This window comes from Cronobacter sakazakii, assembly GCF_000982825.1.
GTDB classification, from domain to species: domain Bacteria; phylum Pseudomonadota; class Gammaproteobacteria; order Enterobacterales; family Enterobacteriaceae; genus Cronobacter; species Cronobacter sakazakii.
Window position 1 is genome coordinate 806,373 of sequence record NZ_CP011047.1, and the last position, 25,459, is coordinate 831,831.

The following is a 25,459-nucleotide window of genomic DNA, read 5'->3' on the forward strand; positions in this document are numbered from 1 at the left end:
GTAATCAGGCCAAAATGCGCGTGCCGATGGACACGCCATTAAACAGGGCGGGCAACTGCTCCGCGTGGCGCCAGGAGGCGATGTCCACCGGGCGGCCCAGCGTGCGGGCGGCGTCCAGCGCCGCATGCACTTTAACGATCATGCCGTCGGTGATGATGCCCTGGGCGATAAGCTGCTCGGCTTTCGCAGAGGTCATCTCAGCGATGCGCTGGCCTTTGCCGTCCAGAATGCCGCTCACGTCAGAGAGCAGAATCAGATCCGCGCCAAGCGTCGCCGCAAGCGCCGTGGCCGCCTGGTCGGCGTTCACGTTCATCAGGTCGCCGGTATCGGTGACGCCAATCGAGCTAATCACCGGCATAAAGCCGTTTTCCAGCAGCGTGTTAATCAGCTTCGGCGACCCCGGATGTGCCTGGCCCACATGGCCCAGTTCTTCATCCAGCGGCGTCACGCTGACGCTGTCGCCGTCGCCCAGAAACAGGCCGACGGAGGCAATACCGTGTTTTTTCGCCCAGGCGAGGAGCGTCTTGTTGGCGGTGCCCGCCAGCGCGCCGGTAATAATGTCGATTTGATCGGCAGGCGTTACGCGCAGGCCGTCTTTCTTTTTCACCGGCAGGTTGAGCTGCTTCATCAGGTCGTCAACGAGGCAGCCGCCGCCGTGAACGATGACCAGCGGGCGCTGATGCTCCTTGCGGTAGTTAACGAGGGCGGTAAAAAGACGCTCCAGCGCCTCTTCGCTGTCGAGCAACACACCGCCTAACTTAATGATTAACGGGTTCATCATCACACCTGACTCGGTTAAATAAGTGACTGCGTTTCGGCGAAGCCAAAACGAATATTCATACACTGCACCGCCTGCGCGGCGGCGCCTTTCAGCAGGTTATCTTCCGTGGCGACCACGATCAGATGTTCGCCCTGCACGGCGAAGCCGATATCGCAAAACGGCAGACCCACCACGTTTTTCAGCGCGGGCACGCCTTTGTCATACAGCCGCACCAGCGGTTTGTCGCCGTAAGCGTCCTGGAAGGTGGCGGCGACTTGCTGCGCGCTCACCCCCGGCTTCAGGCGACAGGTGATAGTTTCCAGAATGCCGCGCGGGAAGCTGCCGAGGTGCGGCGTGAAAATTACGTCCGCACCCAGGTGGCTCGCGATTTCCGGCTGATGGCGATGCGTAAAAATGCCGTAAGGCTGAAGGCTCACTTCGCAGAAGCTGTTGGAGATAGCCGCTTTCCGCCCCGCGCCGCTCACGCCGCTGGTGGCGTTAATCACCGGCCACTGGTTGAGATCCAGCAAACCCGCGTCAATCAGCGGTTTCAGCGAAAGCTGCGCCGCGGTCGGGTAGCATCCCGGCACCGCCACCAGCGTCGCTTCCTTCAGCGCATCGCGGTTCCACTCCGCCAGGCCATACACCGCCTGCGCCAGCAGCTCCGGGTGCTGGTGCGTGAATCCGTAAAATTTGTCGTAGAACGCGGCGTCGTTAACGCGAAAGGCGCCGGAAAGGTCAAACACCACGCAGCCCGCATCAAGAAACTGCGGCGCGAGATCGTGGCTGACCTCATGGGCGGTGGCGAGAAACACCACATCCACGCCGTCGGTGAACTCGCGAATGTCGCTCATCGGCTGCAGCGGCAGGTCAAGCACGCCTTTCAGCTGCGGATGCAGATCGGAGATTAACTTTCCCGCATCATTGCTTTGCGCTGAGACCGTCAATGCGGTTATGTTCATATGCGGATGGCGATTCACGTAGGTCGCAAGCTCTGCGCCGGCATAACCACTGGCGCCAACAATCAGCGTGTTCAACATCGGGGCTGGATACCTTCTACCGTCATGTATTTCAGGCGCGGGCCTCCGGGCCGTTGCCGCGTCCGCGAGCGTATCGTCTTCACCGGAACCCGGCGGTTCCCTTACGCTCAACGTTAATGTATTTTTATTCATAAATACTGCATGAATATTGATACTATCACGACCTGAGGTCTGTCAACAGTGAAAATGAAATTACCGCCATTTATCGAGATTTACCGCGCGCTTATCGCCACACCTTCCATCAGCGCCACCGACAGCGCGCTCGATCAGAGTAATGCGACTTTAATCAATTTGTTGGCGGGCTGGTTTGGCAGTCTCGGCTTCCAGGTCGAAGTGCAGCCGGTTCCCGGTACGCGCAATAAATTCAATATGCTGGCGAGCACCGGCAGCGGCGCAGGCGGCCTGTTGCTGGCCGGGCATACCGATACCGTGCCTTTCGACGACGGGCGCTGGACGCGCGACCCTTTCACGCTGACCGAGCATGACAATAAACTGTTCGGCCTCGGCACCGCCGATATGAAAGGCTTTTTCGCGTTTATTCTTGATGCGCTGCGTGACGTGGATGTGACGCAGTTGAAAAAACCACTCTATATCCTGGCGACCGCCGATGAAGAGACGAGCATGGCGGGCGCGCGCTATTTCGCCGAAACCACTGCCCTGCGCCCGGACTGCGCCATCATCGGCGAGCCGACGTCGCTCCAGCCCATCCGTGCCCATAAAGGCCATATTTCCAGCGCCATTCGCGTACAGGGGCAATCCGGTCACTCCAGCGACCCGGAACGCGGCGTGAATGCCATTGAACTGATGCATGACGCCATCGGGCGCATTATGCAGCTGCGCGATTCGCTCAAAGAACGCTATCACTATGACGCGTTTACGGTGCCTTACCCGACGCTTAACCTCGGCCATATCCACGGCGGTGATGCGTCGAACCGTATTTGCGCCTGCTGCGAACTGCATATGGATATTCGTCCGCTGCCAGGCATGACGCTCGACGATTTAAGCGGGCTTCTGAACGAGGCGCTGGAGCCGGTAAGCCTGCGCTGGCCGGGCCGTCTGACGGTGTTTGATCTGCATCCGCCAATCCCTGGCTACGAATGTCCGCCAGATCATAAGCTGGTGCAGGTGGTGGAAAATCTGCTCGGCGCGCAAACCGATGTGGTGAACTACTGCACCGAAGCGCCGTTTATTCAGACGATTTGCCCGACGCTGGTGTTAGGCCCCGGCTCGATTAATCAGGCTCACCAGCCGGATGAATATCTGGAAACGCGGTTTATCAAGCCGACCCGTGAGCTGATTTCGCAGGTGGTGCATCACTTCTGCTGGCACTGAATGCCCTGAATATCACGGTGGATGCGCTGCGCTTATCCACCCTACGAAAATCCATATCTCATCCCCTAGGGCGGGTACCCGCCGTTGTAACACCGCCCTTTCACCGTAGGGCGGGTAAGCCATGCGCACCCGCCGTTGTAGCACCGCCCTTTCACCGTAGGGCGGGTAAGCCATGCGCACCCGCTAGTCCGCTCGTCACATGCAGCCCATTTCACTGCTTTTACGCCCTGCCGCAGCGCGTGTGACTGCACATCGCGCCGCTCGCCTGCACGCTATCTTCATAAGCGTTACTTATCTGCAATAACGTGAATTAACTTTCATAAATTGCCGCACTTTATTCACCTGCTGAAGCGATTTCGCAGCAATTGACGAACGGGATTTCACGTGGCTTTATAAAAGACGACAAAGAGCTATGTCCGAAAGATTTCAAGTTGCAGCAAGGCGGCAAACGAGCCCATCCCAGGGAGCTTACATAAGTAAGTGACCTGGGTGGGCGAGTGCAGCCAACACAGCTGCGGCTTGAAAGATACAGGACATTTACAAGTGAGATGGGGTGTCTGGGGTTATATGAACGAACAATATTCCGCTTTGCGAAGCAATGTCAGTATGCTCGGCAAGTTGCTCGGGGATACCATCAAGGATGCGCTGGGAGAAAACATCCTTGACCGCGTAGAAACAATCCGCAAGTTGTCGAAGTCGTCCCGTGCTGGCAATGAAGCAGACCGCCAGGCGCTGTTAACCACGTTGCAAAACCTTTCCAACGATGAACTGCTGCCGGTGGCCCGCGCGTTCAGTCAGTTCCTGAATCTGGCCAACACCGCCGAGCAATACCACAGCATTTCGCCGAAAGGCGAAGCCGCCAGCAATCCGGAAATTATCGCCCGCACCCTGCGCAAGCTTAAAGATCAGCCCGACATCAACGAAACCGCCATCCGTCAGGCCGTGGAATCGCTGTCGCTGGAACTGGTGCTGACCGCGCACCCGACCGAGATCACCCGCCGCACGCTGATCCACAAAATGGTCGAAGTGAACAACTGCTTAAAACAGCTCGACCACAAAGATATCGCCGACTACGAGCGCAACCAGATCATGCGCCGACTGCGCCAGCTTATCGCGCAGTCCTGGCACACCGACGAAATTCGCAAAAATCGCCCAAGCCCGGTAGACGAGGCCAAATGGGGCTTCGCCGTCGTGGAAAACAGCCTCTGGGAAGGCGTGCCGAATTATCTGCGCGAGCTGAACGAACAGCTGGAAGCGCATCTCGATTACAAACTGCCGGTGGATTTTGTGCCGGTGCGTTTCACCTCCTGGATGGGCGGCGACCGCGACGGCAACCCGAACGTCACCGCGGATATCACCCGTCACGTCCTTCTGCTGAGCCGCTGGAAAGCGACCGACCTGTTCCTGAAAGATATTCAGGTGCTGATTTCCGAGCTCTCGATGGTCGAGTGCAGCGACGCGCTGCGCGAATATGTCGGCACCGAGGGCGCACAGGAGCCTTACCGTTACCTGCTGAAAGGGCTGCGCGCGCAGCTGCTCGCAACCCAGGCCTGGCTTGAAGCGCGCCTGAAAGGCCAGAAGCTGCCGAAGCCGCAGGGCCTGCTGACGCAGAACGAACAGCTCTGGGAGCCGCTCTACGCCTGTTATGAATCGCTCGTCGCCTGTGGTCTTGGGATCATCGCCAACGGCGAACTGCTCGACACGCTGCGCCGCGTGAAAGCCTTCGGCGTGCCGCTGGTGCGTATCGATATCCGTCAGGAGAGCACCCGCCACACCGAAGCGCTGGGCGAGCTGACCCGTTATCTCGGCATTGGCGACTACGAAAGCTGGTCGGAAGCCGATAAACAGGCGTTCCTGATCCGCGAACTGAACTCCAAACGTCCGCTGCTGCCGCGCCAGTGGGAGCCGAGCGACAACACCCGCGAAGTGCTGGAAACCTGCAAAGTCATCGCCGAAGCGCCGAAAGGCTCGATCGCCGCTTATGTGATTTCCATGGCGAAAACGCCATCCGACGTGCTGGCCGTTCACCTGCTGCTGAAAGAAGCGGGCATTGGCTTTGCGCTGCCGGTTGCTCCGCTGTTTGAAACGCTCGACGACCTGAACAACGCCAACGACGTGATGACCCAGTTGCTGAATATCGACTGGTATCGCGGTTTTATTCAGGGCAAACAGATGGTGATGATTGGCTATTCCGACTCCGCGAAAGACGCGGGCGTGATGGCCGCCTCCTGGGCGCAGTACCAGGCGCAGGACGCGCTGATCAAAACCTGCGAAAAAGCAGGCATCGCGCTGACGTTGTTCCACGGTCGCGGCGGCTCTATTGGCCGCGGCGGCGCGCCGGCGCACGCTGCCCTGCTCTCCCAGCCGCCGGGCAGCCTGAAAGGCGGCCTGCGCGTGACCGAACAGGGCGAGATGATCCGCTTTAAATATGGTCTGCCGGAAGTCACCATCAGCAGCCTGTCGCTTTATACCAGCGCCATTCTGGAGGCCAACCTGCTGCCGCCGCCGGAGCCGAAAGCCGCCTGGCGTCACATCATGGATGAGCTTTCCGACATCTCCTGCACCATGTACCGCGGCTATGTGCGCGAAAACAACGATTTCGTGCCGTACTTCCGCTCGGCAACGCCAGAACAAGAACTTGGCAAACTGCCGCTCGGTTCACGTCCGGCCAAGCGTCGCCCGACCGGCGGCGTGGAATCGCTGCGCGCCATTCCGTGGATTTTCGCCTGGACGCAAAACCGTCTGATGCTGCCCGCCTGGCTTGGCGCGGGCGCCGCGCTGCAAAAAGTGGTGGAAGATGGCAAACAGGACGAGCTGGAAACCATGTGCCGCGACTGGCCGTTCTTCTCCACGCGCCTCGGCATGCTGGAGATGGTCTTCGCCAAAGCGGATCTGTGGCTGGCGGAATACTACGATCAGCGTCTGGTGAAAAAGGAACTCTGGCCGCTCGGCCGTGAGCTGCGTCAGTTGCTGGAAGCCGACATCAAAGTGGTGCTGGATATCGCCAACGACTCGCATCTGATGGCGGACCTGCCGTGGATTGCCGAGTCCATCCAGCTGCGTAATATCTACACCGACCCGCTGAACGTGCTTCAGGCAGAGCTGCTGCACCGTTCACGTCTGGCGGAAGAAGAAGGCAAACCCGCCGATCCGTGCGTTGAACAGGCGCTGATGGTCACCATTGCAGGCGTCGCGGCAGGGATGCGCAACACGGGCTGATGTCGCGCCTCAGAGGATAAAAAGCCCCGGCATGCCGGGGCTTTTTTATGGGCGCAACGGTCAGCGTCAGTAATAGAGCACCGTAAACGTAATCGCGCCGTTTGCTTTGCCGGGGCGCATACGGTCTTCCGTTTGGACATAACGCGCCACAAACGGAATGCGGTGCGTGTTGACATCATCCGTGCTCAGATTCCAGTAGTTATTGGTATAGGTGTTCAGCGCCATCGGCTCATGCGTCGCATCCGACACGTTGCCTTTGGCTATCTGAATCCCGATCCCGCTGGCGCTGTCGCTGCCAGGCGTCACGGAGAAGATACCGTTGTTCGCATCAATCACCGTCGTGGAAGGCTTCATCGTGATCCACACCGGGTTTGGCGAGGCGTTACCCATCGTCGTGATGCCGCTGTCATTCGCGTCAATATTGGTACGAATACCCCAGGCGCGCGGGCAGTTGGTCAGGGTAATCGACGCATCGCGCCACTCTGTCCCGCTTCCTACGCCGCTGAAATCATTCTCCGCGCTCCAGGTGCCAAGCTTCACATTCACATCCGGCGTGGTACAGGAGAGCGCGGCGATATTGACAGAACCAGTAAAATTGATTTTCAGCGCGTTAAGCGGACTGCCAGCGGCGCCTGACGCGATGAAGTCAATCGCCATCGACGGCAGATCCTGGCCGTTCACATATCCCGGCTGAATAGGGCCGGTTTTGATGAGATAGAGCCAGAACTCACTGTTCACCGTATGGTTCACGTTCTGATTGGGTTCAGGTCGAATGGTATCGATGTAATAGGTTCCCGGAATAGCGATGTTTTTGTCACCCTGCGCCCATACCGCGACCCCCACGCCCGGCAGGTTAGTGTCCCAGACTTTGTTGGGGAACGGCGAGCCGCTCCACGGTGAGAGCGCGTGCGGCGTGCTGGTCCAGTGATAATCATACGAAACGTCGTACGGAATGCTGTCGGTCGAGAGACAGTCAATCTTGACCGGCGCGCTGGGCATGTAATGCAACCGGTAGAGCGTGCGCCCGTCAGAGGCGTCAGAGCCGACGGAAATCGTCCCGTTAATCGGCAGCGTCACGTTCACCGCGTGCGATCCGGTGTGATAAGAACAGGAGGTAGAAGCCAGCGCGTCTCTGCTGAATAGCAGCAGCAGAAGCATCCCGGCTCCGAGAGATAAAACGGTTTTCCTTACAGCCATAATTCCCTCTTTACAGTGCATCATTCCCGTCACAGGAAATAGGTGATTGGCCGGCCCGTCAGGCCGACGTTATCCGGCCGTGAGCGCCGTCTGCCGCCGCCGGTCGGTGGAGAGTTGCAGCGGCGATGAAGACGACGCCACGCCTGAGGGCGGCAGACACGGCGTCTCGAAACGCTGAATCGACTGGCGCTGTCCCTCCGCCTGCGGCATCAGCAAATAGCTGATAAGACACTGCATCCCTACGCTCTCGCCCCACTTAACCGTAAGCTGGCCCTGGTTGTTGCCAACGCGGGCATAAACCAGCCCGCCCTGTCCTGCCGAGCCCACCTGATTGCCTTCGGCATCAAACACCACCGCGCCGAACGGCACCGGTTCGCCCTGATAGTTCGACGCGATAAGTACCGGTGTGCCGGTATTGGTTTTGTAGGTGAGCTTCACCACTGCCCCAAGATACGGCGCTACTTTCTGCGACGTGTTCTCCAGCTCCACATTCACCGGCGCGGTTTTCGGATCGACCGTAATGTCGTTGAACTGGTACGGGTCGAGATACGGCACAGCGGCATAGCCACGTCCATCCACAAACACGCCAGGATAGGACGACACCGCCGCGCCGCGCGCGCCTTTCGCCTCAACCAGCGCGAAAGTGTCCGAGGTATAGGGCGTAAATGTCAGCCCACCGGAATGACCAAGAATGGTGCCGGTCGCGCCAAGCGACACGCTACTGTAGTGATCGCCCACGCTGTAGCCGCCACTCACTGAGGTAACCTGGCTGCGGTAATCGGCGTTAAACGAACCGCTGGTGCCTTGTCCCTGATCGCCGTTCATCGCGGTCACGCTGTAGTTCATCTGGTTATAATCGCCAAGCGAACCGGAAACGCCGACCTGCTGCCCGTCGTGGCCGTTGCTGTCGCGCGTCAAATCGATATGCGCGTGTGGCGTATGCTGTTCGAAGCCCTCGCCCAGCGGGAAGCTCATCGTCAGCAAATAGTTCGTCTGCCCTTCGTTCTCTTTGCTGTAGGTGCGGCTCACCGTCACGCCATACGTCAGGCTTTTATAGTTGTTGTTGTAACCGACCTGGAACTGTTTATCGGAGCCCGCTTTATTCCAGTAATCCTGTAACGAGCCGCTGAGATAAAACTGTCCCCAGCCGTCATCGAGCCCCTGGCTGACCGTTGCCACGAACTGATTTTTCATGCGCAGGATATTGTCTGGCGACTCGCCGCGATCGACCGCATCGCGCGTCAGCATGGCGGTCTGGAAATCCATATACTGACTGGTCGCGAAGCGATACGCCGCCAGTGAAATGTTGCTGCGCGTCTCCGTGATATCTTTGCTGAAGCTGATTTTATAGCTCTGCCCGCTCAGGCTGTCGGCTCGACGCTGGCCCAGGAAAGAGGTGCCGTTATCCAGATGCGTGCGCGCCTGCGTGACGTCCAGCGCCAGCGAGCCGATGGGCGTACCGAAAGCCATCCCGAACAGCAGCGCGTAATAGCCCTGGCTCACCTGCACGCCGCCGTAACTCGTCAGGCGGTTGGAGATCCCGTACTGGTAAGTGGCCTGATACAGCGCCGGTTTGGTGCGCAGCGAATCGTTGCGATATTCGCCTGCGACCACGGAATAACGCAGCGCGCCGGGGCGTAACTGCTGCGCCACCGAGGCATAAGGCACCTGGAAATGCTGTTCGCTGCCGTCGGCTTCATAAACCGTTACGTCCAGATTGCCGCCGTAGCCGGTCGGGTAGAGATCGTTAATCGCGAATTCGCCGGGCGCGACGGTGGTTTCATAAATGGTCTGCCCGCTCTGGCGCACCGTCACGCGGGCGTTAGTACGGGCGACGCCGCGGATATCCGGCGCGTAACCGCGCTGCGATTCCGGCAGCATCCGCTCGTCGCTCGCGACCTGCACGCCTTTGAAAGGCAGCGTGTCAAACACCTGGCCCTGGGTGCTGGTTTCCCCGATCAACGCGCGTCCTTTGATAACCGGAATATCGCGTTGCAAATAGGTGCTGATGCTGCTGTATTGCCGCTCGCCCTCTTCCATATAGCTGTAATAGCCGTTATGACGAAGATACCAGGCACCGACGTTCAGGCCGCCTTCAAGGCTTGAATAAAAGGAGTCGAGCGTTTTGCCATTCGCGTGGCTGGAATAACCATTCATGTTATACCCGAGCATCAGCGCAGGAATACCGCTGTCCCATAGCTCCGGGTTTACGCTTCCGCGCGCGTTATGCAGCAGGTAGATTTGCGGCACGGAAATATCGAGCCGCTGTTCGCTGGTATCAAAGGCGATTTCCGAATGCGGAAGCTTTTTCTCCAGATCAAGGCACTGTTCACCCTGCTGAAACGGCGTCAGGAAATCCTTAGGCAGTTTTTCATAATTAAACGGGATCGTTTTAATGAGGTCAGATGTCAGGCACACCCGGCTGGTTTTATCCGGCTGCGCCACGACATCGATTTCACTGGTGAGCGTCGCCTGGCCGTTGATATAAACCAGCGCACGATAGCGTCCCGGCAGCGCCGCCGCGCCATTAGCGAAACGGCTTAAATCTACCGAATTTTTATTTTCCAGGTTGAGGAAGATATTATCGAATTCGACATGCTCAGCAATATCGACCGGTTCTTGTTCAGACTTTCCCGGCAACTCCTGTGCCTTCCCCGGCGTCGCCAGCAGACAAATAATCACAGCCATTATGCCTGGAGAGAACGTCGCCGCCTCTCCCTGGCGAAACCTGTTTTTCATCGCGCTTCTCTTTTACGGTGATAGTTGAATAAACAGAGCGACGGCTTATTTCAGCGTCGCCTCGAATTCATTCAGCGCGCCATAATCATTCACAAAGACGCCTGCGAGTTTATTTCCCGGACTGCCAGGCAGTTTTATTGTCATGGTCGATTTCGGCGCAATCATGTCGGCATCGAGGGTTTTCCCGTTCACTGTCAGATTGACCAGGGAAATAAAATAGGGCGTGGGGTTTGCCGCTTCGATAGTCTGTCCATTGGCGCGCCAGGTGACATGGTTAACAGCGTCATTGGCATTGCCTTCAAGCCCTGCAGGGCGAAGGAATAATTTAATGCGCGAGCGAAACGCGACCTGTAAATAGTTATCGCTGAGCGTCGCTTTTTTAGCAGGAATTTCCAGCACGTTAAGCCAGTAAACCGATTCGCGATCGGCGGGCAATAATTTACCGGTAAACGTAATACGCAGCGTCTGGCCTTTATCTGGTTCAACCCGGTTAATCGGTGGGGTTAAAATAAACGGCACCTGTATGGTTTCCGGCGCGGCGTCGGCATTGCCGTTATCGATCCAGCTTTGAATCAATACGGGCGAGGTGCCTTTATTATCGAGTTTTACGCTAACCTCTGGCGCATCGCTCGGATAAATCACGCGGGTACCGGTAATAACGATACTGGCGATGGCCGCCGGGCAGGCAAACCCCATCACCAGTATGAAGAATGCGCTTTTCCAGGAAAGGGTATTCGCCATGTGATTCACTCCCTTGAAGAAATACAGGAGGGATGCCCCCTCCTGTCGCATTTTTTACTTATACATCAGTGAATAAACGACGCTGCTGTTAACCTTACCGGCCGTGGTGGCGTCTTCTGCGTAATATTCCACTGCGTAAGGCAGCGTGGCGGTGCCTTCGGTGGCGTCATACGTGACAAAGGTGGTTTTGGTGGACTGGCTGGCGTCGCCCGCTTTAATCACGTCGTAGGAAGTGCTGGAGCCGTCGCGCAGCTGGAGGCTGACTTTGGTGGCATTGTCTGCACCCGTAGCGTTTTTCAGACGCCCCGTGACCGGATCGACAGACGCACCTGCTTCAAAGTAGGCCGCCACAGTTTTCAGCGTGCCCGCACAGTTAGTCAGATCCATCACAAAATTGGTGCGGCCCGCCGTTTTACCGGCCGCATCAAGCTGATTAATCCCCATGGTTGGCAGTGTAATGGTCGCATCAGAACCCTGGCCGTCAACATTTACGTCGCATGAAGTTGCGGTCAGCTCTCCTTCAAAGGTAATTGTGCCGGTGGAAGCAGCCTGCGCGGTCACGGCAAATCCCATTGCCGCAGCTAAAGAAAGGCCAAGTGCTAACTTTTTCATATATCATCCTAATTACATTAAAAGTTAAGCTATTTATCAAAATAGCCGGACTATATTCACAGCCTGTGAATATAATTTTCGCCCCGAATGCGCCCTGCGTATCAGGACAAAGCTGGTGATCATCTGCTATAAAAATTCGCCCTGGACGGTTAATGGATTCGTTATCATTAGAGCGTCAGGGCAATGCTAATAAGCAACGTTATTAACCGCGTTACGATGATGGTGGCATTATAAAAAGCCCACTTCCAACAACAATAGACGAACCTATAACAGGTTCGATGATTAGATACAGTCACGCTAAAAAAGATCTTTAAAAATAACGGCATGAAAAATACCGAGCCAATTTCCTAAATACCAGGAAATCACAACCCTTATTAATCATAAAAAAGTAAAACACAGCAGAATTAACACTGAATGCACGGGCAATAACGCGCAAATTTAAAAATATTAACGCACCAGCAAAAGCATATTATTTTTATTCTGAATAGAATTCAGAACAAGAAATGAGAAAATCCAGGCATAGCGGGTTAATCTTTTCGTTGTTTATCTAACAACAACCCCTAATAACATGCGCACCATAAAAAAGGAGGCCCGTGGCCTCCTTTTTTGCATTACACGCTTAGGGTTACAGCGCCATATCGTGCTGCGGGCTGGATGCCTGCGCCGGTTTGGCTTCCGGTGTGGCGGGCTTCGCATCTTTCATCTGGATAACCGGCGGTTTGGTAAGCTGCAGCGTCGCTGCCGTCTCGTCCCATACCTGCTGGGTCAGCGCCACGTTGCCGTTCAGCTTCTGACCATAGCTCGGCACGATCTCACGCAGTTTGCTCTGCCAGGCTTCAGATTTGAACTGCTCCGGGAAGAGCTGCTTGATAACGTTGATAGAGATAGGTGCCGCGGTGGACGCGCCAGGCGATGCGCCAAGCAGCGCCGCCAGGGTTTTCTGCTGGTCGGTGACGATTTCGGTGCCAAGCTTCAGCACGCCGCCTTTCTCCGGATCTTTTTTGATGATCTGAACGCGCTGACCCGCCTGGATAAGCTTCCAGTCCTCTTTACGCGCCGTCGGGTAGTACTCTTTCAGCGCTTCAAAGCGGTCTTCATCGCTCAGCATGACCTGACCAATCAGGTATTTCACCAGATCGAAATTATCGAGGCCCACATCGGTCATCGGCATAAAGTTGCTGGTGGTGGTGGTGCTCAGCAGATCGAAGAACGAACCGTTTTTCAGGAATTTAGTGGAGAACGTCGCGAATGGCCCGAACAGCACCACGCGTTTGCCGTCCAGGAAACGGGCGTCGAGGTGCGGCACGGACATCGGCGGCGCGCCAACGGATGCCTGACCATAGACTTTTTCGCCATGCTGGCGGGCGATTTCCGGGTTCTCAGACACCAGGAACGAGCCGCCAACCGGGAAGCCTGCGTAGTTATCCGCTTCAGGAATACCGGTTTTTTGCAGCAGCTTCAGCGCGCCGCCGCCTGCGCCGATGAACACATATTTCGCGTCCACGGCGTGCTCTTTCCCGCTGTTTACGTCGGTTATCGTGACATGCCAGGAGTTATCGGCGTTGCGTTTAAAATCGGTAACTTCAGAGGAGGTTTCCAGCTTGAAGTTGCTGGTTTTTTTCAGGCTGCCCACCAGCTGACGGGTGATTTCGCCGTAGTTGACGTCGGTGCCGACCGGCGTCCAGGTCGCAGCGACTTTCTGCTTCGGATCGCGGCCTTCAATAATCAGCGGCGCCCATTTTTTGATTTGCTGCTGATCGGTGGAGAACTGCATTCCCTGGAACAGCGTGGTCTGCTGCAACGCCTGGTAGCGTTTGGTCAGGTACTCCACATTTTTATCGCCCCAGACAAAGCTCATGTGCGGCGTGGAGTTAATAAAGGAGTGCGGATCGTTAAGCACACCGCGCTTCACCTGAGAAGACCAGAACTGACGAGAAATCATAAACGCTTCATTGATTTCCAGCGCTTTGGTCACGTCAATCGAACCGTCTTCACGCTCCGGCGTGTAGTTCAGCTCCATGTTCGCGGAGTGGCCGGTGCCTGCGTTATTCCAGCCGTTGGAGGATTCAAGCGCCACGCCGTCCAGTTTTTCTACCATCAGCTGTTTCCAGTCTGGCTGGATTTCCTGAAGGACCGTACCGAGCGACGCGCTCATGATGCCGCCGCCAATCAGCAGGACATCGGTTTTTTCCGTGGTGTTTTCCGCATAAGCGGCTGAACTGACAAGTAAAGCAATAAGCGAGAAAGCCGGTGCGTGCTTTCTGCTGAGCGTTATTTTAGACATCACAATCAACTATCATTGAAAATTTAGCTGATTATTTTAACGCATCAATTAAACTTTTAAAATTATTAAAACAAAAAATTAACAACCGCAAAAAGCGTGCGGTTATATCAGACGTTTCGCAGAAAAATACACAAATAGCGACGAATCATTTCGTTAAAATAAACAACCGGTTCCGGTGATAAACGGAACCGAGATGTTGACGATTCGCACTGACAAAATAAGTCGTTATGCCACGACAGACATGACGGTTATGCGCGACGACGCGGGCTGGCGTCAGGCGTTAATGACTTTGCCAATCGCGTTAACGGCTTCGAGAATATTTTTAGCGTAGCCTTCAATCTCTTTGGTCAGCATCAGCGCCTCGCGCGAAATAGCCGTCGTGGACGCCACTTCTTTACCGCTGCGGCAGATAGAATCCAGCGCGCTTTTCGTCAGGTTATCGTTTTTCTCGGTGATGCGCGTTATTTTCCCGGTCGCGTCATCGATACGGTCAGCCAGTGATTTCACTTCGGTTGCGACCACAGAAAAACCTTTACCGGAATCGCCCGCGCGCGCCGCCTCCACCGAGGCGTTGAGTGACAGCAATTTGGTCTGCGTCGCTATCTGCGCAATCACCGATGACAGGTCCATAATGCTTTCCGAGTCGTTTTTCAGGTTGGTGACGATGCCGATAACCTGCTCCATATTGCTTTGGATATTCTCCATTGCCGTGACGCAGTCATCTAAGGTCTTTCTGATCTCAACCGTTTTGGTCAGCGTCTCGCGGGAGACCGCTTCCGCTCTTTCCGTCGCCTGACGCTCATCGCGGCTTTTCTGTACTTCCGCCGTCACGTCATAGGCGAATTTCACCACGCGATAAAGGCGGCCTTTATCGTCAAAAACGGGGCTGTAACTGGCGCGCAGCCAGAGTTCATGACGATGTTTAGTGACGCGGCGAAAATCCCCGGAGGCGAATTCCCCGTGGTTCAGTTTGCGCCAGAAATCGGCATACTCTGCGCTCATCGCGTAGTCGCGCTCGCAGAAGATACGGTGATGCTTGCCGATAATTTCGTTCAGCGTGTATCCGGAAGCCTTACAGAAATTCTCGTTCGCCGAGACAATATGTCCGTCCGGCGTAAATTCAATGATTGCCATAGAGCGGTGCGCCGCCTTGAGGATGGCGTCTTTGTTCAGCGCGTCATGGATCCTTCCTGAGATATCACGCGCCAGTTTAAGAACATACTCTACGTTGTTATTTTTACCGAGGACCGGAATATAATTCGCCTCCAGCCACATTTCGCTGCCATCTTTTTTATAGCGCTGGAATTTATCGCTGAAGGTTTCGCCGCGCCCAAGCCGTTGCCAGAACTGCTTATATTCAGGGCTGGCGGCATATTCCGGCGCGCAGAACATACGATGATGCTTACCCACCAGTTCATTAAGCGAATATCCCATAGCCGCCTGGAAAGCCGGATTCGCTTCCACAATCGTGCCGTCGGGGCGGAAAAGAATAACCGCCATATGCGCTTTTATCGCTGAGAACGCCGCGTCGTTTTTTAAAATATTCGTTATCTTGCTAATCATTATTGCTGTCCAGGAAGGTTTCTTACACAGCATATCGGCAATAATGAATAAGGCATAACGTGTATTTTTATATCGCTACGATAGCTACCAGCCCTGGTATTTTTAATAATAAAAAACCAGCAATAATAATATGCAGGCTAAGCGTCATAAATAGCAGTGACGGGTTTAAAACGCCTGCCCGCAAAGGTAAAAAGCACGGTGATTTAGCTTAAGAAAAAATAACCTGTACAAGGCATATTTCGGTTGTACAGGTTTATAAAAACCCTGAAATATATATTTTGTAACACTCTGGTTAGCGCCAGACAAAAAAGGAGGCTCGCGCCTCCTTGTCATCTTCGCAATAGCATTACGCTGTTTTCAGTTCCAGCGCCGGACGCACGCCCAGCGTGTGACAGATGGCGTAGCTCATTTCCGCGCGGTTAAGGGTATAGAAGTGGAAATCTTTCACGCCTTCGCGGCTTAAAATCTTCACCATGTCCATCGCGATGTTAGCGCCAACCAGTTTGCGGGTTTCGGCGTCGTCATCAAGCCCGGCAAACATCTGCGACATCCAGGACGGAATGCGCACGTTGGTCATGTCGGCAAACTTTTTCGCCTGCTTAAAGTTAGAGACCGGCAGAATGCCAGGGATGATTTCCACATCGATACCTGTAGCCGCGCAGCGGTCGCGAAAGCGCAGATAGCTTTCGACATCAAAGAAGAACTGGGTGATGGCGCGGTTAGCGCCCGCGTCGATTTTACGGCGCAGATTCAGCAGATCCGCCTGCGCGCTTTTCGCCTCCGGGTGTACTTCCGGATACGCCGCGACGGAGATATCGAAATCGGCCACTTCTTTTAACAGCGCCACCAGATCGCTGGCGTACATTTCCGGTTTGCCGCTGCCAGCAGGCAGGTCGCCGCGCAGCGCGACGATGTGGCGAATGCCGTTGTTCCAGTAGTCGCGCGCGATGGTACGCAGCTCATCAGGCGTCGCGTCGATGCAGGTGAGGTGCGGCGCGGCTTCAAGGCCGGTGCGGTCTTTAATGCCTTTGATGATGCTGTGGGTGCGGTCGCGCTCGCCAGAGTTAGCACCGTAGGTGACCGACACAAATTTCGGCTTCAGGCTGCTTAAGCGATCGATAGAGGACCAGAGGGTCTGCTCCATTTCACTGGTGCGCGGCGGGAAAAACTCAAACGAGACGTTAATCTGTCCCTGCACTTCTGCGAGGCTCTGATTCAGGGCCTCCCGCTGGTTGGCGTGAAAAAAGCTCATACCTTACCTCATCAATCGCTGTGTCGTAGGCGCGTGTGTTGACTTCTATACGTTTAGACGTCCAGATGTAAAAATGACGGAAAAGCCGGATGGCGTCAACAGGTAAATCATCACTTGATGTGAGTATTTTTCAGCGAAGTTGAAAAAGCTTCATGACGGGGAAATGCGCAAAGGTTGTACAGCGGAAGAAAGGCATGGGGGGTTATCTGGCATGGCGGATGCGCTGCGCTTACCCGTCCTACACAACAAAACGTATGAGTGAGGTAGGGTGGGTAAGCGAAGCGCACCCACCACGGTGAAATCAGAGCAACTGCGCCAGACGGTTAAGATCCGACTGAATCGCCCCGGCGGTCACGTCGCGCCCGGCACCGGGCCCGCGGATAACTAACGGGTTATCGCGATACCAGCGGCTTTCAATGGCGAACACGTTATCGCACGGCAGCAATGACGCCAGCGGATGCTCAGGACGCACCGCCTCAACGCCGACGCGCGCCTTGCCGTTGGCGTCAAAACGCGCCACATAACGCAGCACCAGGCCCAGCTCGCGCGCCGCCTCAAGACGTTGCACCATCTGCTCGTTCAGCGCGTCGCCATATTCAAAGAAGTGATCCACCGAACCCTCTTCGCACCCGGCCGGCACCAGCGACTCCACGCGCACCTGATCGGGCTCGATATCGTAGCCCGCCTCACGCGCCAGGATAACTAACTTGCGCATCACATCCTTACCGGAGAGATCCACGCGCGGATCTGGCTCCGTCAGCCCCTGCTGCCACGCCTGGTCCACCAGCTCGGTAAACGGCACCGTACCGTCGAACTGCAAAAACAGCCACGACAGCGTGCCGGAGAAAATCCCGCTGATAGAGAGAATCGAATCGCCGCTGTCGCGCAGATCGCGCACCGTGTGGTTGACCGGCAGCCCGGCGCCAACGGTCGCGTTATAGAGCCAGTGACGGCCCGTTTTCGCAAACGCGTCGCGGATCTGGCGGTAGTTCTGGCTGTTACTCGCGCCCGCCAGTTTATTGGCGCTGATGACGTGGAAACCGTAGCTGGCGAAATCGAGATACTGGTCCGCCAGATCCTGGCTTGCGGTCACGTCCAGCACCACTAAATCGTCATACGGGTGCGCGCGCATCCACAGGAACAATGACTCTTCATCCTGCTCCACCGCTTCGTCATTGAAGAACGCCAGCGCGCGGCTCGCATCGAGACCGTCGTAATTGAGCAGGCTGCGGCGGCTGTCCACCACGCCCGCCAGCACAAACTCAAGGCCGGTGCGGGCAGAGAGCGTCTCCTGCTCGCGGGCGAACAGCTCAAGCCAGCGCGAGCCGATATTCCCTTTACCGAACAGCATCAGCCCGATACGTTTTTCCGCGCGGAACAGCGACTGGTGCAGCCCCTGGATCAGGCTCTCCGTCGGGCCGGTACGCAGCACCGCCACCAGGCTAATGGCCTCTTCCGACTGCCAGATAAACTCTACCGGCTGATCTTTGAGCTGCTGCCAGAAACGGTGGCTGTGCAGCGGGTTGCGACACACGCCCGCCCCTACCAGCGCCACGAGCGCCAGCCCTTCACGCAGGCGCAGCTCGCCCGGCAGCGCGGCGTCTTCCAGCAGTTTGAGCGCGCTGCCAACCACTTCTGAGGTATAGCAGAGTTGCAGCAGGCGGCGGTCGGGATGCACGCCGACCGACAGCGGACGCAGCTGTGCGCGTCTTAAGAGCGCATCAACGTCTTTATGCGCCAGTTTGAAATCCTGGTGCGACGGCACTTCGAATTCGATAAGACAAACGTCGTCATGGCTGGTGACGATACGTGCGCCAGTGCCGGAAGCCAGCACGCGCTCAATGCGCGTGGAGCCTTGCTCCGGGCTGTAGCTGCAACGCAGCTGTAAATCGATATCGCTGCCGGAAACAGGCTGCAACGTGCGGGCGTGCAGCACAGGCGCGGCCAGACGCGCCAGCTCGCTCGCTTCGTCAAGGCGCAGCAGCGGCAGCAGGCAGGCATCTTTGACTTTGCGCGGGTCGGCGCTGTAAACGCCCGCCACGTCGCTCCAGATGGTGACGCGTGAGACACCCGCCAGCGCGCCGATTTGTGTTGCCGAATAGTCGGAGCCGTTACGGCCGAGCAGCACGGTTTCGCCCGCGTCGTTACGGCAGATAAACCCGGTGACGACTAAACGTTTATTCGGGTGCTGAACCAGCAACTGATGCAACAGCGGGAAAGAAAGGCCTTCGTTTACCTGCGGCTGCGCGGCGCGCTCTGCGCGCAGGAAATCACGCGCGTCGAGCCAGGCGGCGTCAATGCCCTGCTGATTGAGCACGGCGGCCATCAGGCGCGCGGACCAGATTTCGCCGTGGCCGACCACTTCGGCGTAAACCGCGTCGGTGATAGTGCCGTCCAGCAGCGCGGCCAGGCGCTCAAGGTCGTGAATAAATTCGCTGATAAGCCCGTCGGCAACCGCGGCAGGCAGCAGCCCGGCGATAAGCTCGCTCTGATAACGGCGCAGCGCCTGTTGCACCTGATGCGCGGAGAGACGATCGCTCTGGCTTAACTTCAGCCAGCTAATCAGCTGGTTGGTCGTGCTGCCCGCCGCGGACACCACCATCATATCCCCGGCGCGGGAATAGTCGGCCATGATACCCGCCACGCGCAGGTAACATTTCACGTCGGCGAGACTGCTGCCGCCAAATTTGTGCAGCTGACGACCGTTCGTCCCTGCAGGCGCTGTAACACTCATGCTTACCCCTTAGCCCGCCGCCTGGAATGCTTTTTCCAGGTCGGCAATTAAATCTTCGCTATCTTCAATACCGGTCGAAATACGCAGCAGCGTCTCGGAGATGCCCGCCGCGGCGCGCGCTTCCGGCGCCATGCCCGCGTGGGTCATCGTCGCGGCGTGAGAAATCAGGCTCTCCACGCCGCCCAGCGATTCTGCCAGCGTGAACAGCTCCAGCGCGCCGAGGAAACGGCGCAGCGTCTGTTCGTCGCCATCCAGTTCAAAACTCAGCATCGCGCCGAAGCCCTTTTGCTGACGTGCGGCTATTTCATGCCCCGCATTCTCCGGCAGCGACGGATGATACAACTTTTTCACCCGCGGCTGCTGCTTAAGGAAATCGACAATCGCGCTGGCGTTACGCTGCGCCACTTCCATACGCGGGCTCAATGTACGCAGGCCGCGCAGCAGCAGGTAGCTGTCGAACGCGCCGCCGGTCACACCGATGTTATTGGCCCACCAGGCAAGCTCGGTAACGGTGTCAGGATCTTTTGCAATCACCACGCCCGCCACCACATCGGAGTGCCCGTTGAGGTATTTGGTGCAGGAGTGCAGAACCAGATCGGCCCCCAGCGCCAGCGGATTCTGCAACGCCGGACTCAGGAACGTATTATCCACCACACTTATGGCTCCGGCCGCGCGCGAAAGTTCGCAAATTTTCGCAATATCCACCACGCGCAACAAGGGATTGCTCGGGCTTTCCACCAGCACCAGTTTCGGTTGTTCGGCAAGCGCCGCTTTCAGCGCCGCCTCATCCCCCTGATCGACAAATTTGACGCGATAACAGCCGCGTTTCGCGAGGCTGTCAAAAAGGCGATAGCTGCCGCCGTAGCAGTCGTGCGGGGCCACCAGCAGATCGCCAGGCTTCAGGAAAACGGTTGTCACCAGATGGATTGCCGACATGCCGGTGTTAGTCAGCACGGCGCCCGCGCCGCCTTCCAGCTCCGCCAGCGCGCGCTGAACCACATCGCGCGTCGGGTTGCCGCGACGGGAATAGTCATGCGCGCGCGGCTCATTAAAACCGGTGAAGTTGTAGGTGCTGGAGAGGTGAATCGGCGGAACGACGCAGCCGTACTGCTCGTCGTCATTGAGCCCGCTGCGCACTGCGATGGTGGCCTGTTTACGCGTCATGAGGAGTCGTTTCCTGGCATTATCGGAGAAAAGTGAGGAACAGAGTAAACATTGCCAATATAGACGTCAATACATCTGGACATCTAAACTTCTTTGCGTATAGATTGAGCAAAACAGGATTAGCCGTTAAAATTATGTGTTTTATAGGGTAGTGATGCAGCATCGGTACGGAAGTCACGGTATTATTCTACGCTGCTGAACAACAGACTATCGGGTTAAGACCGTGAGACCTATCCGGTTTTAATCTTTTTCTAATGACTGAGAGGATTAAAGGTATCTCATGGCTGAATGGAACGGCGAATATATCAGCCCCTACGCTGAGCACGGCAAGAAGAGTGAACAGGTCAAAAAAATTACGGTTTCCATTCCTCTGAAGGTGTTAAAAATCCTCACCGATGAACGCACCCGTCGTCAGGTGAATAACCTGCGCCATGCCACTAACAGCGAGCTGCTGTGCGAGGCTTTCCTTCACGCCTTTACCGGCCAGCCCTTGCCGGACGACGATGACCTGCGCAAAGAGCGCAGCGATGAGATCCCCGAAGAGGCCAAGGTAATCATGCGTGAAATGGGTATCGACCCGGATACCTGGGAATACTGATTCGCATCAACGACAAAGGCGCCCAAAGGCGCCTTTGTTTTATGCTCGGGAGCAACAAAAAAGGCGCCGTCTGGCGCCTTTTTTCGGGAAACTTATTTGCTGCCCGGGATGCTGAAGCGTTTGTTGAAACGCTCAACACGACCACCGGTATCAACAACACGCTGTTTACCAGTGAAGAACGGGTGGCAGTTGCCGCACACGTCCAGGTTCAGGTCGTGGCCAACGGTGGAGCGAGTTTTGATCACGTTACCGCAAGAGCAGGTAGCGGTGATTTCAACATATTTCGGGTGAATATCTTTTTTCATGGGAAACCTCAGTTAAGGCCGCGTCGCTCTTCCAGCCCTTACGCCAGACACCACGCGATGTTGATAAAGTCGGTTTGATACTTTTAAAGGGCATCAAAGGCGGCGAATCATACAGAAAATAACCGCCTCATGCAAACTGATCCGCAAATTTATGAACACACAGTGTACACTATCACGCTACTTTTATCAGCCCGGATGCCTTCATGCCTGTCGCCCGCGTCGCTCTGCCCGTTCCGCTTGCCCGCACCTTTGACTATCGGCTGCCCGATGCCATGACGGCGGCGGCAGGCTGTCGCGTGCGCGTGCCGTTCGGTCGCCAGCAGCGCGTCGGTGTGGTCGTGGCGGTAGGCAATGAGAGCGAGCTACCGCTTGATGAGCTGAAAAGCGTGGTGGAGGTGCTGGACAGCGAATCGCTCTACCCGCCTGTGCTCTGGCGTATGCTGCTGTGGGCGGCCGATTATTATCATCACCCGATTGGCGAGGTGCTGTTCCACGCGCTGCCGGTACTGTTGCGCCAGGGCAAACCCGCAAGCCACGCGCCGCTCTGGTACTGGTTCGCCACCGAAGAGGGCCAGGCGGTCGATCTCAACAGCCTGAAGCGTTCGCCAAAGCAGCAGCAGGCGCTGGCGGCGCTACGTCAGGGCAGACTCTGGCGGCATGAAGTGGCGCAGATGGCGTTTAATGACGCCGCGCTGCAGGCGCTGCGCGCCAAAGGGCTGTGCGAACTGGGCAGCGAGCTGCCGCCGATCGCCGACTGGCGCGGTCAGTTTTCGGTATCCGGCGACAGGCTGCGGCTTAACACCGAGCAGGCGACGGCGGTGGGTGCCATTCGCGGCGAAGCCGATAACTTCTGCGCCTGGCTGCTGGCGGGCGTGACTGGCTCCGGCAAAACCGAAGTCTATTTAAGCGTGCTCGAAAATACGCTCGCGCAGGGCAAACAGGCGCTGGTGCTGGTGCCGGAAATCGGCCTGACGCCCCAGACCATCGCCCGCTTTCGCGAGCGTTTCAACGCGCCCGTCGAAGTGCTGCACTCGGCGCTGAACGACAGCGAACGGCTGGCGGCCTGGTTGAAAGCCAAAAGCGGCGAGGCGGCGATTGTCATCGGCACGCGCTCGGCGCTGTTTACGCCCTTTAAAAATCTCGGCGTGATTGTTATCGATGAAGAGCACGACAGCTCTTATAAACAGCAGGAAGGCTGGCGCTATCACGCGCGCGATCTGGCGGTCTACCGGGCGCACAGCGAGCAGATCCCGATTATCTTAGGCTCCGCGACGCCCGCCCTCGAAACGCTGCACAACGTGCGCCAGCGTAAATACCGCGTGCTGAAGCTGACGCACCGCGCGGGCAACGCGCGCCCGGCGCAGCAGCACGTGCTGGATCTGAAAGGCCAGCCGCTCCAGGCGGGCCTTGCGCCTGCGCTGGTCGCCCGGATGCGCCAGCATTTGCAGGCGGATAATCAGGTCATTCTGTTTCTTAACCGCCGCGGCTTCGCGCCCGCGCTGCTCTGCCACGACTGTGGCTGGATAGCCGAATGCCCCCGCTGCGATCACTACTACACGCTGCATCAGTCCCAGCATCAGCTACGCTGCCACCACTGTGACAGCCAGCGCCCCGTGCCGCGCCAGTGCCCGCAGTGCGGCTCCACGCATCTGGTGCCGGTAGGGCTTGGCACCGAACAGCTGGAACAGAGCCTGGCGCCGCTGTTCCCCGGCGTGCCGCTGTCGCGTATCGACCGCGACACCACCAGCCGCAAAGGCGCGCTTGAAGAGCAACTGGCGGAAGTTCACCGTGGCGGCGCGCGTATTCTTATCGGCACCCAGATGCTCGCCAAAGGCCATCACTTCCCGGATGTCACGCTGGTGGCGCTGCTGGATGTCGACGGCGCGCTGTTCTGCGCCGATTTCCGCTCGGCGGAGCGTTTCGCCCAGCTCTACACGCAGGTGGCGGGCCGCGCCGGACGCGCAGGGAAACAGGGCGAAGTGGTTCTCCAGACGCACCACCCGGAACATCCTTTATTGCAGACACTGCTGCATCAGGGTTATGACGCCTTTGCCGATCAGGCGCTCGCGGAGCGCGGCAGCGTCTCGCTTCCGCCCTATAGCAGCCATATTTTGATCCGCGCGGAAGATCACCATAACCAGGACGCTCCCGCGTTTCTCCAGCAACTGCGCAATCTGCTCCAGGCAAGCCCGCTTGCGGATCAGAAACTCTGGCTGCTCGGCCCGGTGCCTGCGCTGCAACCGAAGCGCGGCGGACGCTATCGCTGGCAGTTGCTGCTGCAACACCCGTCGCGTTTGCAGCTCCAGCGTATTGTCTCCGGCAGCCTGCCGCTGATAGGTACGCTCCCCGCCGCGCGTAAAGTGAAGTGGACGCTCGACGTCGACCCGACCGAAGGCTGAACCGCGCCCCGCTTCTGCGAAACGGATCGTAAAATTTAATATCCGTCACATCTCCGATGTAATTTTTGTAACCGACACGCCTAATATCTGATAAGAATGTGAGGCGTGTCAGATTACAGGACGAGTCTGCGCCCGCGGACCGCTACGAGGAGATGAAGTGGGTGATGCTGCCAACTTACTGATTTAGTGTATGATGGTGTTTTTGAGGTGCTCCAGTGGCTTCTGTTTCTATCAGCTGTCCCTCCTGTTCAGCTACTGACGGGGTGGTGCGTAACGGCAAAAGCACCGCCGGACATCAGCGCTATCTCTGCTCTCACTGCCGTAAAACATGGCAACTGCAGTTCACTTACACCGCTTCTCAACCCGGTACGCACCAGAAAATCATTGATATGGCCATGAATGGCGTTGGATGCCGGGCAACCGCCCGCATTATGGGCGTTGGCCTCAACACGATTTTCCGCCATTTAAAAAACTCAGGCCGCAGTCGGTAACCTCGCGCATACAGCCGGGCAGTGACGTCATCGTCTGCGCGGAAATGGACGAACAGTGGGGATACGTCGGGGCTAAATCGCGCCAGCGCTGGCTGTTTTACGCGTATGACAGGCTCCGGAAGACGGTTGTTGCGCACGTATTCGGTGAACGCACTATGGCGACGCTGGGGCGTCTTATGAGCCTGCTGTCACCCTTTGACGTGGTGATATGGATGACGGATGGCTGGCCGCTGTATGAATCCCGCCTGAAGGGAAAGCTGCACGTAATCAGCAAGCGATATACGCAGCGAATTGAGCGGCATAACCTGAATCTGAGGCAGCACCTGGCACGGCTGGGACGGAAGTCGCTGTCGTTCTCAAAATCGGTGGAGCTGCATGACAAAGTCATCGGGCATTATCTGAACATAAAACACTATCAATAAGTTGGAGTCATTACCGGGAATCCCTGTGGGCGGTTTTAACCCGATCAAGTATGGGGCGCTTCCCATTGAAACACTCATTAATGACATATTCAGCATTTCGCCTGCTGAGAGCGAATATGGCCCCTGGCATAAAAAGGAGTTTATTCCTTTCGCTTACGATAATGGCGGCAATCCTTTTTTTCTTTCATTAAAAGCAAGCGATTACGGCCATATCTATCTCTACGCCCAAGATGGCGATGCCCTCTTTAAGGTTGCAGAGTCATTTAATGATTTTATAAGAGCATTATACCGGTTTTAAATGTGCTTATTTTCAGGATAAAGGCGAGATAGCGTCCGGCGGTTTTTCCTTTTCCGTTGCCTCACAAGCTTTATCAGCCTGATTTTCCCTGACGCTTTTTATCAATTAATGCTTATCTGTTACCGCATCGGTTATATTGCCTGATCATATGCACAGTAAAATCATAAGAAAATAGAGAATTATCGCTGCTATTGCATAACCACAGGGCATATAACTTATTGTCTGTATTGAATAAATTTCACATAAGGCGGGAAATTGTCCTCAGGGCTTTTAATTGCCCGACGAAACGCGTTATCCTCTGCCGGAAAT

Annotated in this window: 17 protein-coding genes and 1 pseudogene; 6 read left to right on the forward strand and 12 right to left on the reverse strand. The window is 56.6% G+C overall.

Features of this window, described 5'->3' with window-relative positions:
* Positions 1-4: 4 nt before the first annotated feature.
* Together argB and argC are read right to left on the reverse strand one after the other, a co-directional pair.
* Positions 5-781: an acetylglutamate kinase gene (argB, locus tag CSK29544_RS03785; protein WP_085958993.1), complete on the reverse strand. Its 777-nt coding sequence runs from the start codon at positions 779-781 to the stop codon at positions 5-7.
* A 14-nt stretch (positions 782-795) separates the two neighbouring features.
* Positions 796-1,800: an N-acetyl-gamma-glutamyl-phosphate reductase gene (gene argC, locus CSK29544_RS03790; protein ID WP_007892502.1), complete on the reverse strand. Its 1,005-nt coding sequence runs from the start codon at positions 1,798-1,800 to the stop codon at positions 796-798.
* 180 nt (positions 1,801-1,980) lie between these two features.
* Here argC and argE point away from each other — a divergent pair, with 180 nt between their 5' ends.
* Both argE and ppc read left to right on the forward strand, forming a co-directional pair.
* Positions 1,981-3,132: an acetylornithine deacetylase gene (argE, locus tag CSK29544_RS03795; RefSeq protein ID WP_007892500.1), complete on the forward strand. Its 1,152-nt coding sequence runs from the start codon at positions 1,981-1,983 to the stop codon at positions 3,130-3,132.
* A 567-nt stretch (positions 3,133-3,699) separates the two neighbouring features.
* Positions 3,700-6,351 carry a phosphoenolpyruvate carboxylase gene (ppc, locus tag CSK29544_RS03800; protein ID WP_029039319.1) on the forward strand — a complete coding sequence of 884 codons (2,652 nt, stop codon included), beginning with the start codon at positions 3,700-3,702 and terminating at the stop codon, positions 6,349-6,351.
* A gap of 66 nt (positions 6,352-6,417) precedes the next feature.
* On the opposite strand, the gene CSK29544_RS03805 is transcribed toward ppc, so the two are convergent.
* The 9 genes from CSK29544_RS03805 to metB all read right to left on the reverse strand — a co-directional run bounded on the left by CSK29544_RS03805 (position 6,418) and on the right by metB (position 20,637).
* A complete protein-coding gene (locus tag CSK29544_RS03805) occupies positions 6,418-7,509 on the reverse strand; it encodes a fimbrial protein (protein WP_007892490.1) in 1,092 nt (363 codons plus the stop codon).
* Between the two features lie 108 nt (positions 7,510-7,617).
* The gene (locus CSK29544_RS03810; protein WP_007892488.1) at positions 7,618-10,287 is read right to left on the reverse strand and encodes a fimbria/pilus outer membrane usher protein; all 2,670 of its coding nucleotides are present in this window, start codon (positions 10,285-10,287) and stop codon (positions 7,618-7,620) included.
* Positions 10,288-10,332: 45 nt separating this feature from the next.
* Positions 10,333-11,028 (reverse strand): fimbrial biogenesis chaperone, encoded by a 696-nt coding sequence (locus CSK29544_RS03815; protein ID WP_007892486.1) that lies wholly within the window; start codon positions 11,026-11,028, stop codon positions 10,333-10,335.
* A gap of 54 nt (positions 11,029-11,082) precedes the next feature.
* Complete coding sequence (locus CSK29544_RS03820; RefSeq protein ID WP_007853740.1) at positions 11,083-11,640, reverse strand: fimbrial protein; 558 nt, start codon at positions 11,638-11,640, stop codon at positions 11,083-11,085.
* A 625-nt stretch (positions 11,641-12,265) separates the two neighbouring features.
* The gene (mqo, locus tag CSK29544_RS03825; protein ID WP_007892484.1) at positions 12,266-13,924 is read right to left on the reverse strand and encodes a malate dehydrogenase (quinone); all 1,659 of its coding nucleotides are present in this window, start codon (positions 13,922-13,924) and stop codon (positions 12,266-12,268) included.
* A 273-nt stretch (positions 13,925-14,197) separates the two neighbouring features.
* A complete protein-coding gene (locus tag CSK29544_RS03830) occupies positions 14,198-15,487 on the reverse strand; it encodes a methyl-accepting chemotaxis protein (RefSeq protein WP_029039318.1) in 1,290 nt (429 codons plus the stop codon).
* Positions 15,488-15,833: 346 nt separating this feature from the next.
* Positions 15,834-16,739, reverse strand: a complete 906-nt coding sequence (gene metF, locus CSK29544_RS03835; protein ID WP_029039317.1) for a methylenetetrahydrofolate reductase — start codon at positions 16,737-16,739, stop codon at positions 15,834-15,836.
* A gap of 301 nt (positions 16,740-17,040) precedes the next feature.
* Positions 17,041-19,473 (reverse strand): bifunctional aspartate kinase/homoserine dehydrogenase II, encoded by a 2,433-nt coding sequence (locus tag CSK29544_RS03840; RefSeq protein ID WP_007892473.1) that lies wholly within the window; start codon positions 19,471-19,473, stop codon positions 17,041-17,043.
* Positions 19,474-19,482: 9 nt separating this feature from the next.
* Positions 19,483-20,637 (reverse strand): cystathionine gamma-synthase, encoded by a 1,155-nt coding sequence (gene metB / locus CSK29544_RS03845; protein WP_007892472.1) that lies wholly within the window; start codon positions 20,635-20,637, stop codon positions 19,483-19,485.
* A gap of 280 nt (positions 20,638-20,917) precedes the next feature.
* On the opposite strand from metB, the gene metJ reads away from it, so the two are divergent.
* Complete coding sequence (gene metJ / locus CSK29544_RS03850; protein ID WP_004385727.1) at positions 20,918-21,235, forward strand: met regulon transcriptional regulator MetJ; 318 nt, start codon at positions 20,918-20,920, stop codon at positions 21,233-21,235.
* A gap of 92 nt (positions 21,236-21,327) precedes the next feature.
* Here the strand turns inward: metJ and rpmE are convergent, their stop codons facing one another.
* Positions 21,328-21,540: a 50S ribosomal protein L31 gene (gene rpmE, locus CSK29544_RS03855; protein WP_004385728.1), complete on the reverse strand. Its 213-nt coding sequence runs from the start codon at positions 21,538-21,540 to the stop codon at positions 21,328-21,330.
* Positions 21,541-21,743: 203 nt separating this feature from the next.
* Between rpmE and priA the strand changes: the two genes are divergently transcribed.
* From priA to CSK29544_RS03870, 3 genes and pseudogenes are all read left to right on the forward strand, one after another.
* Positions 21,744-23,939 carry a primosomal protein N' gene (priA, locus tag CSK29544_RS03860; protein WP_029039316.1) on the forward strand — a complete coding sequence of 732 codons (2,196 nt, stop codon included), beginning with the start codon at positions 21,744-21,746 and terminating at the stop codon, positions 23,937-23,939.
* 215 nt (positions 23,940-24,154) lie between these two features.
* Positions 24,155-24,852, forward strand: a protein-coding gene (locus CSK29544_RS03865) for an IS1-like element IS1B family transposase (protein WP_095033700.1) whose coding sequence is annotated in 2 segments (ribosomal slippage) — positions 24,155-24,404 and positions 24,404-24,852 — 699 coding nt in all. Because the reading frame shifts where the segments join, the coding sequence is not laid out codon by codon here.
* Between the two features lie 16 nt (positions 24,853-24,868).
* Positions 24,869-25,150 (forward strand): annotated as a pseudogene (locus tag CSK29544_RS03870) (SMI1/KNR4 family protein); the annotation flags it as partial.
* Positions 25,151-25,459: the final 309 nt, after the last annotated feature.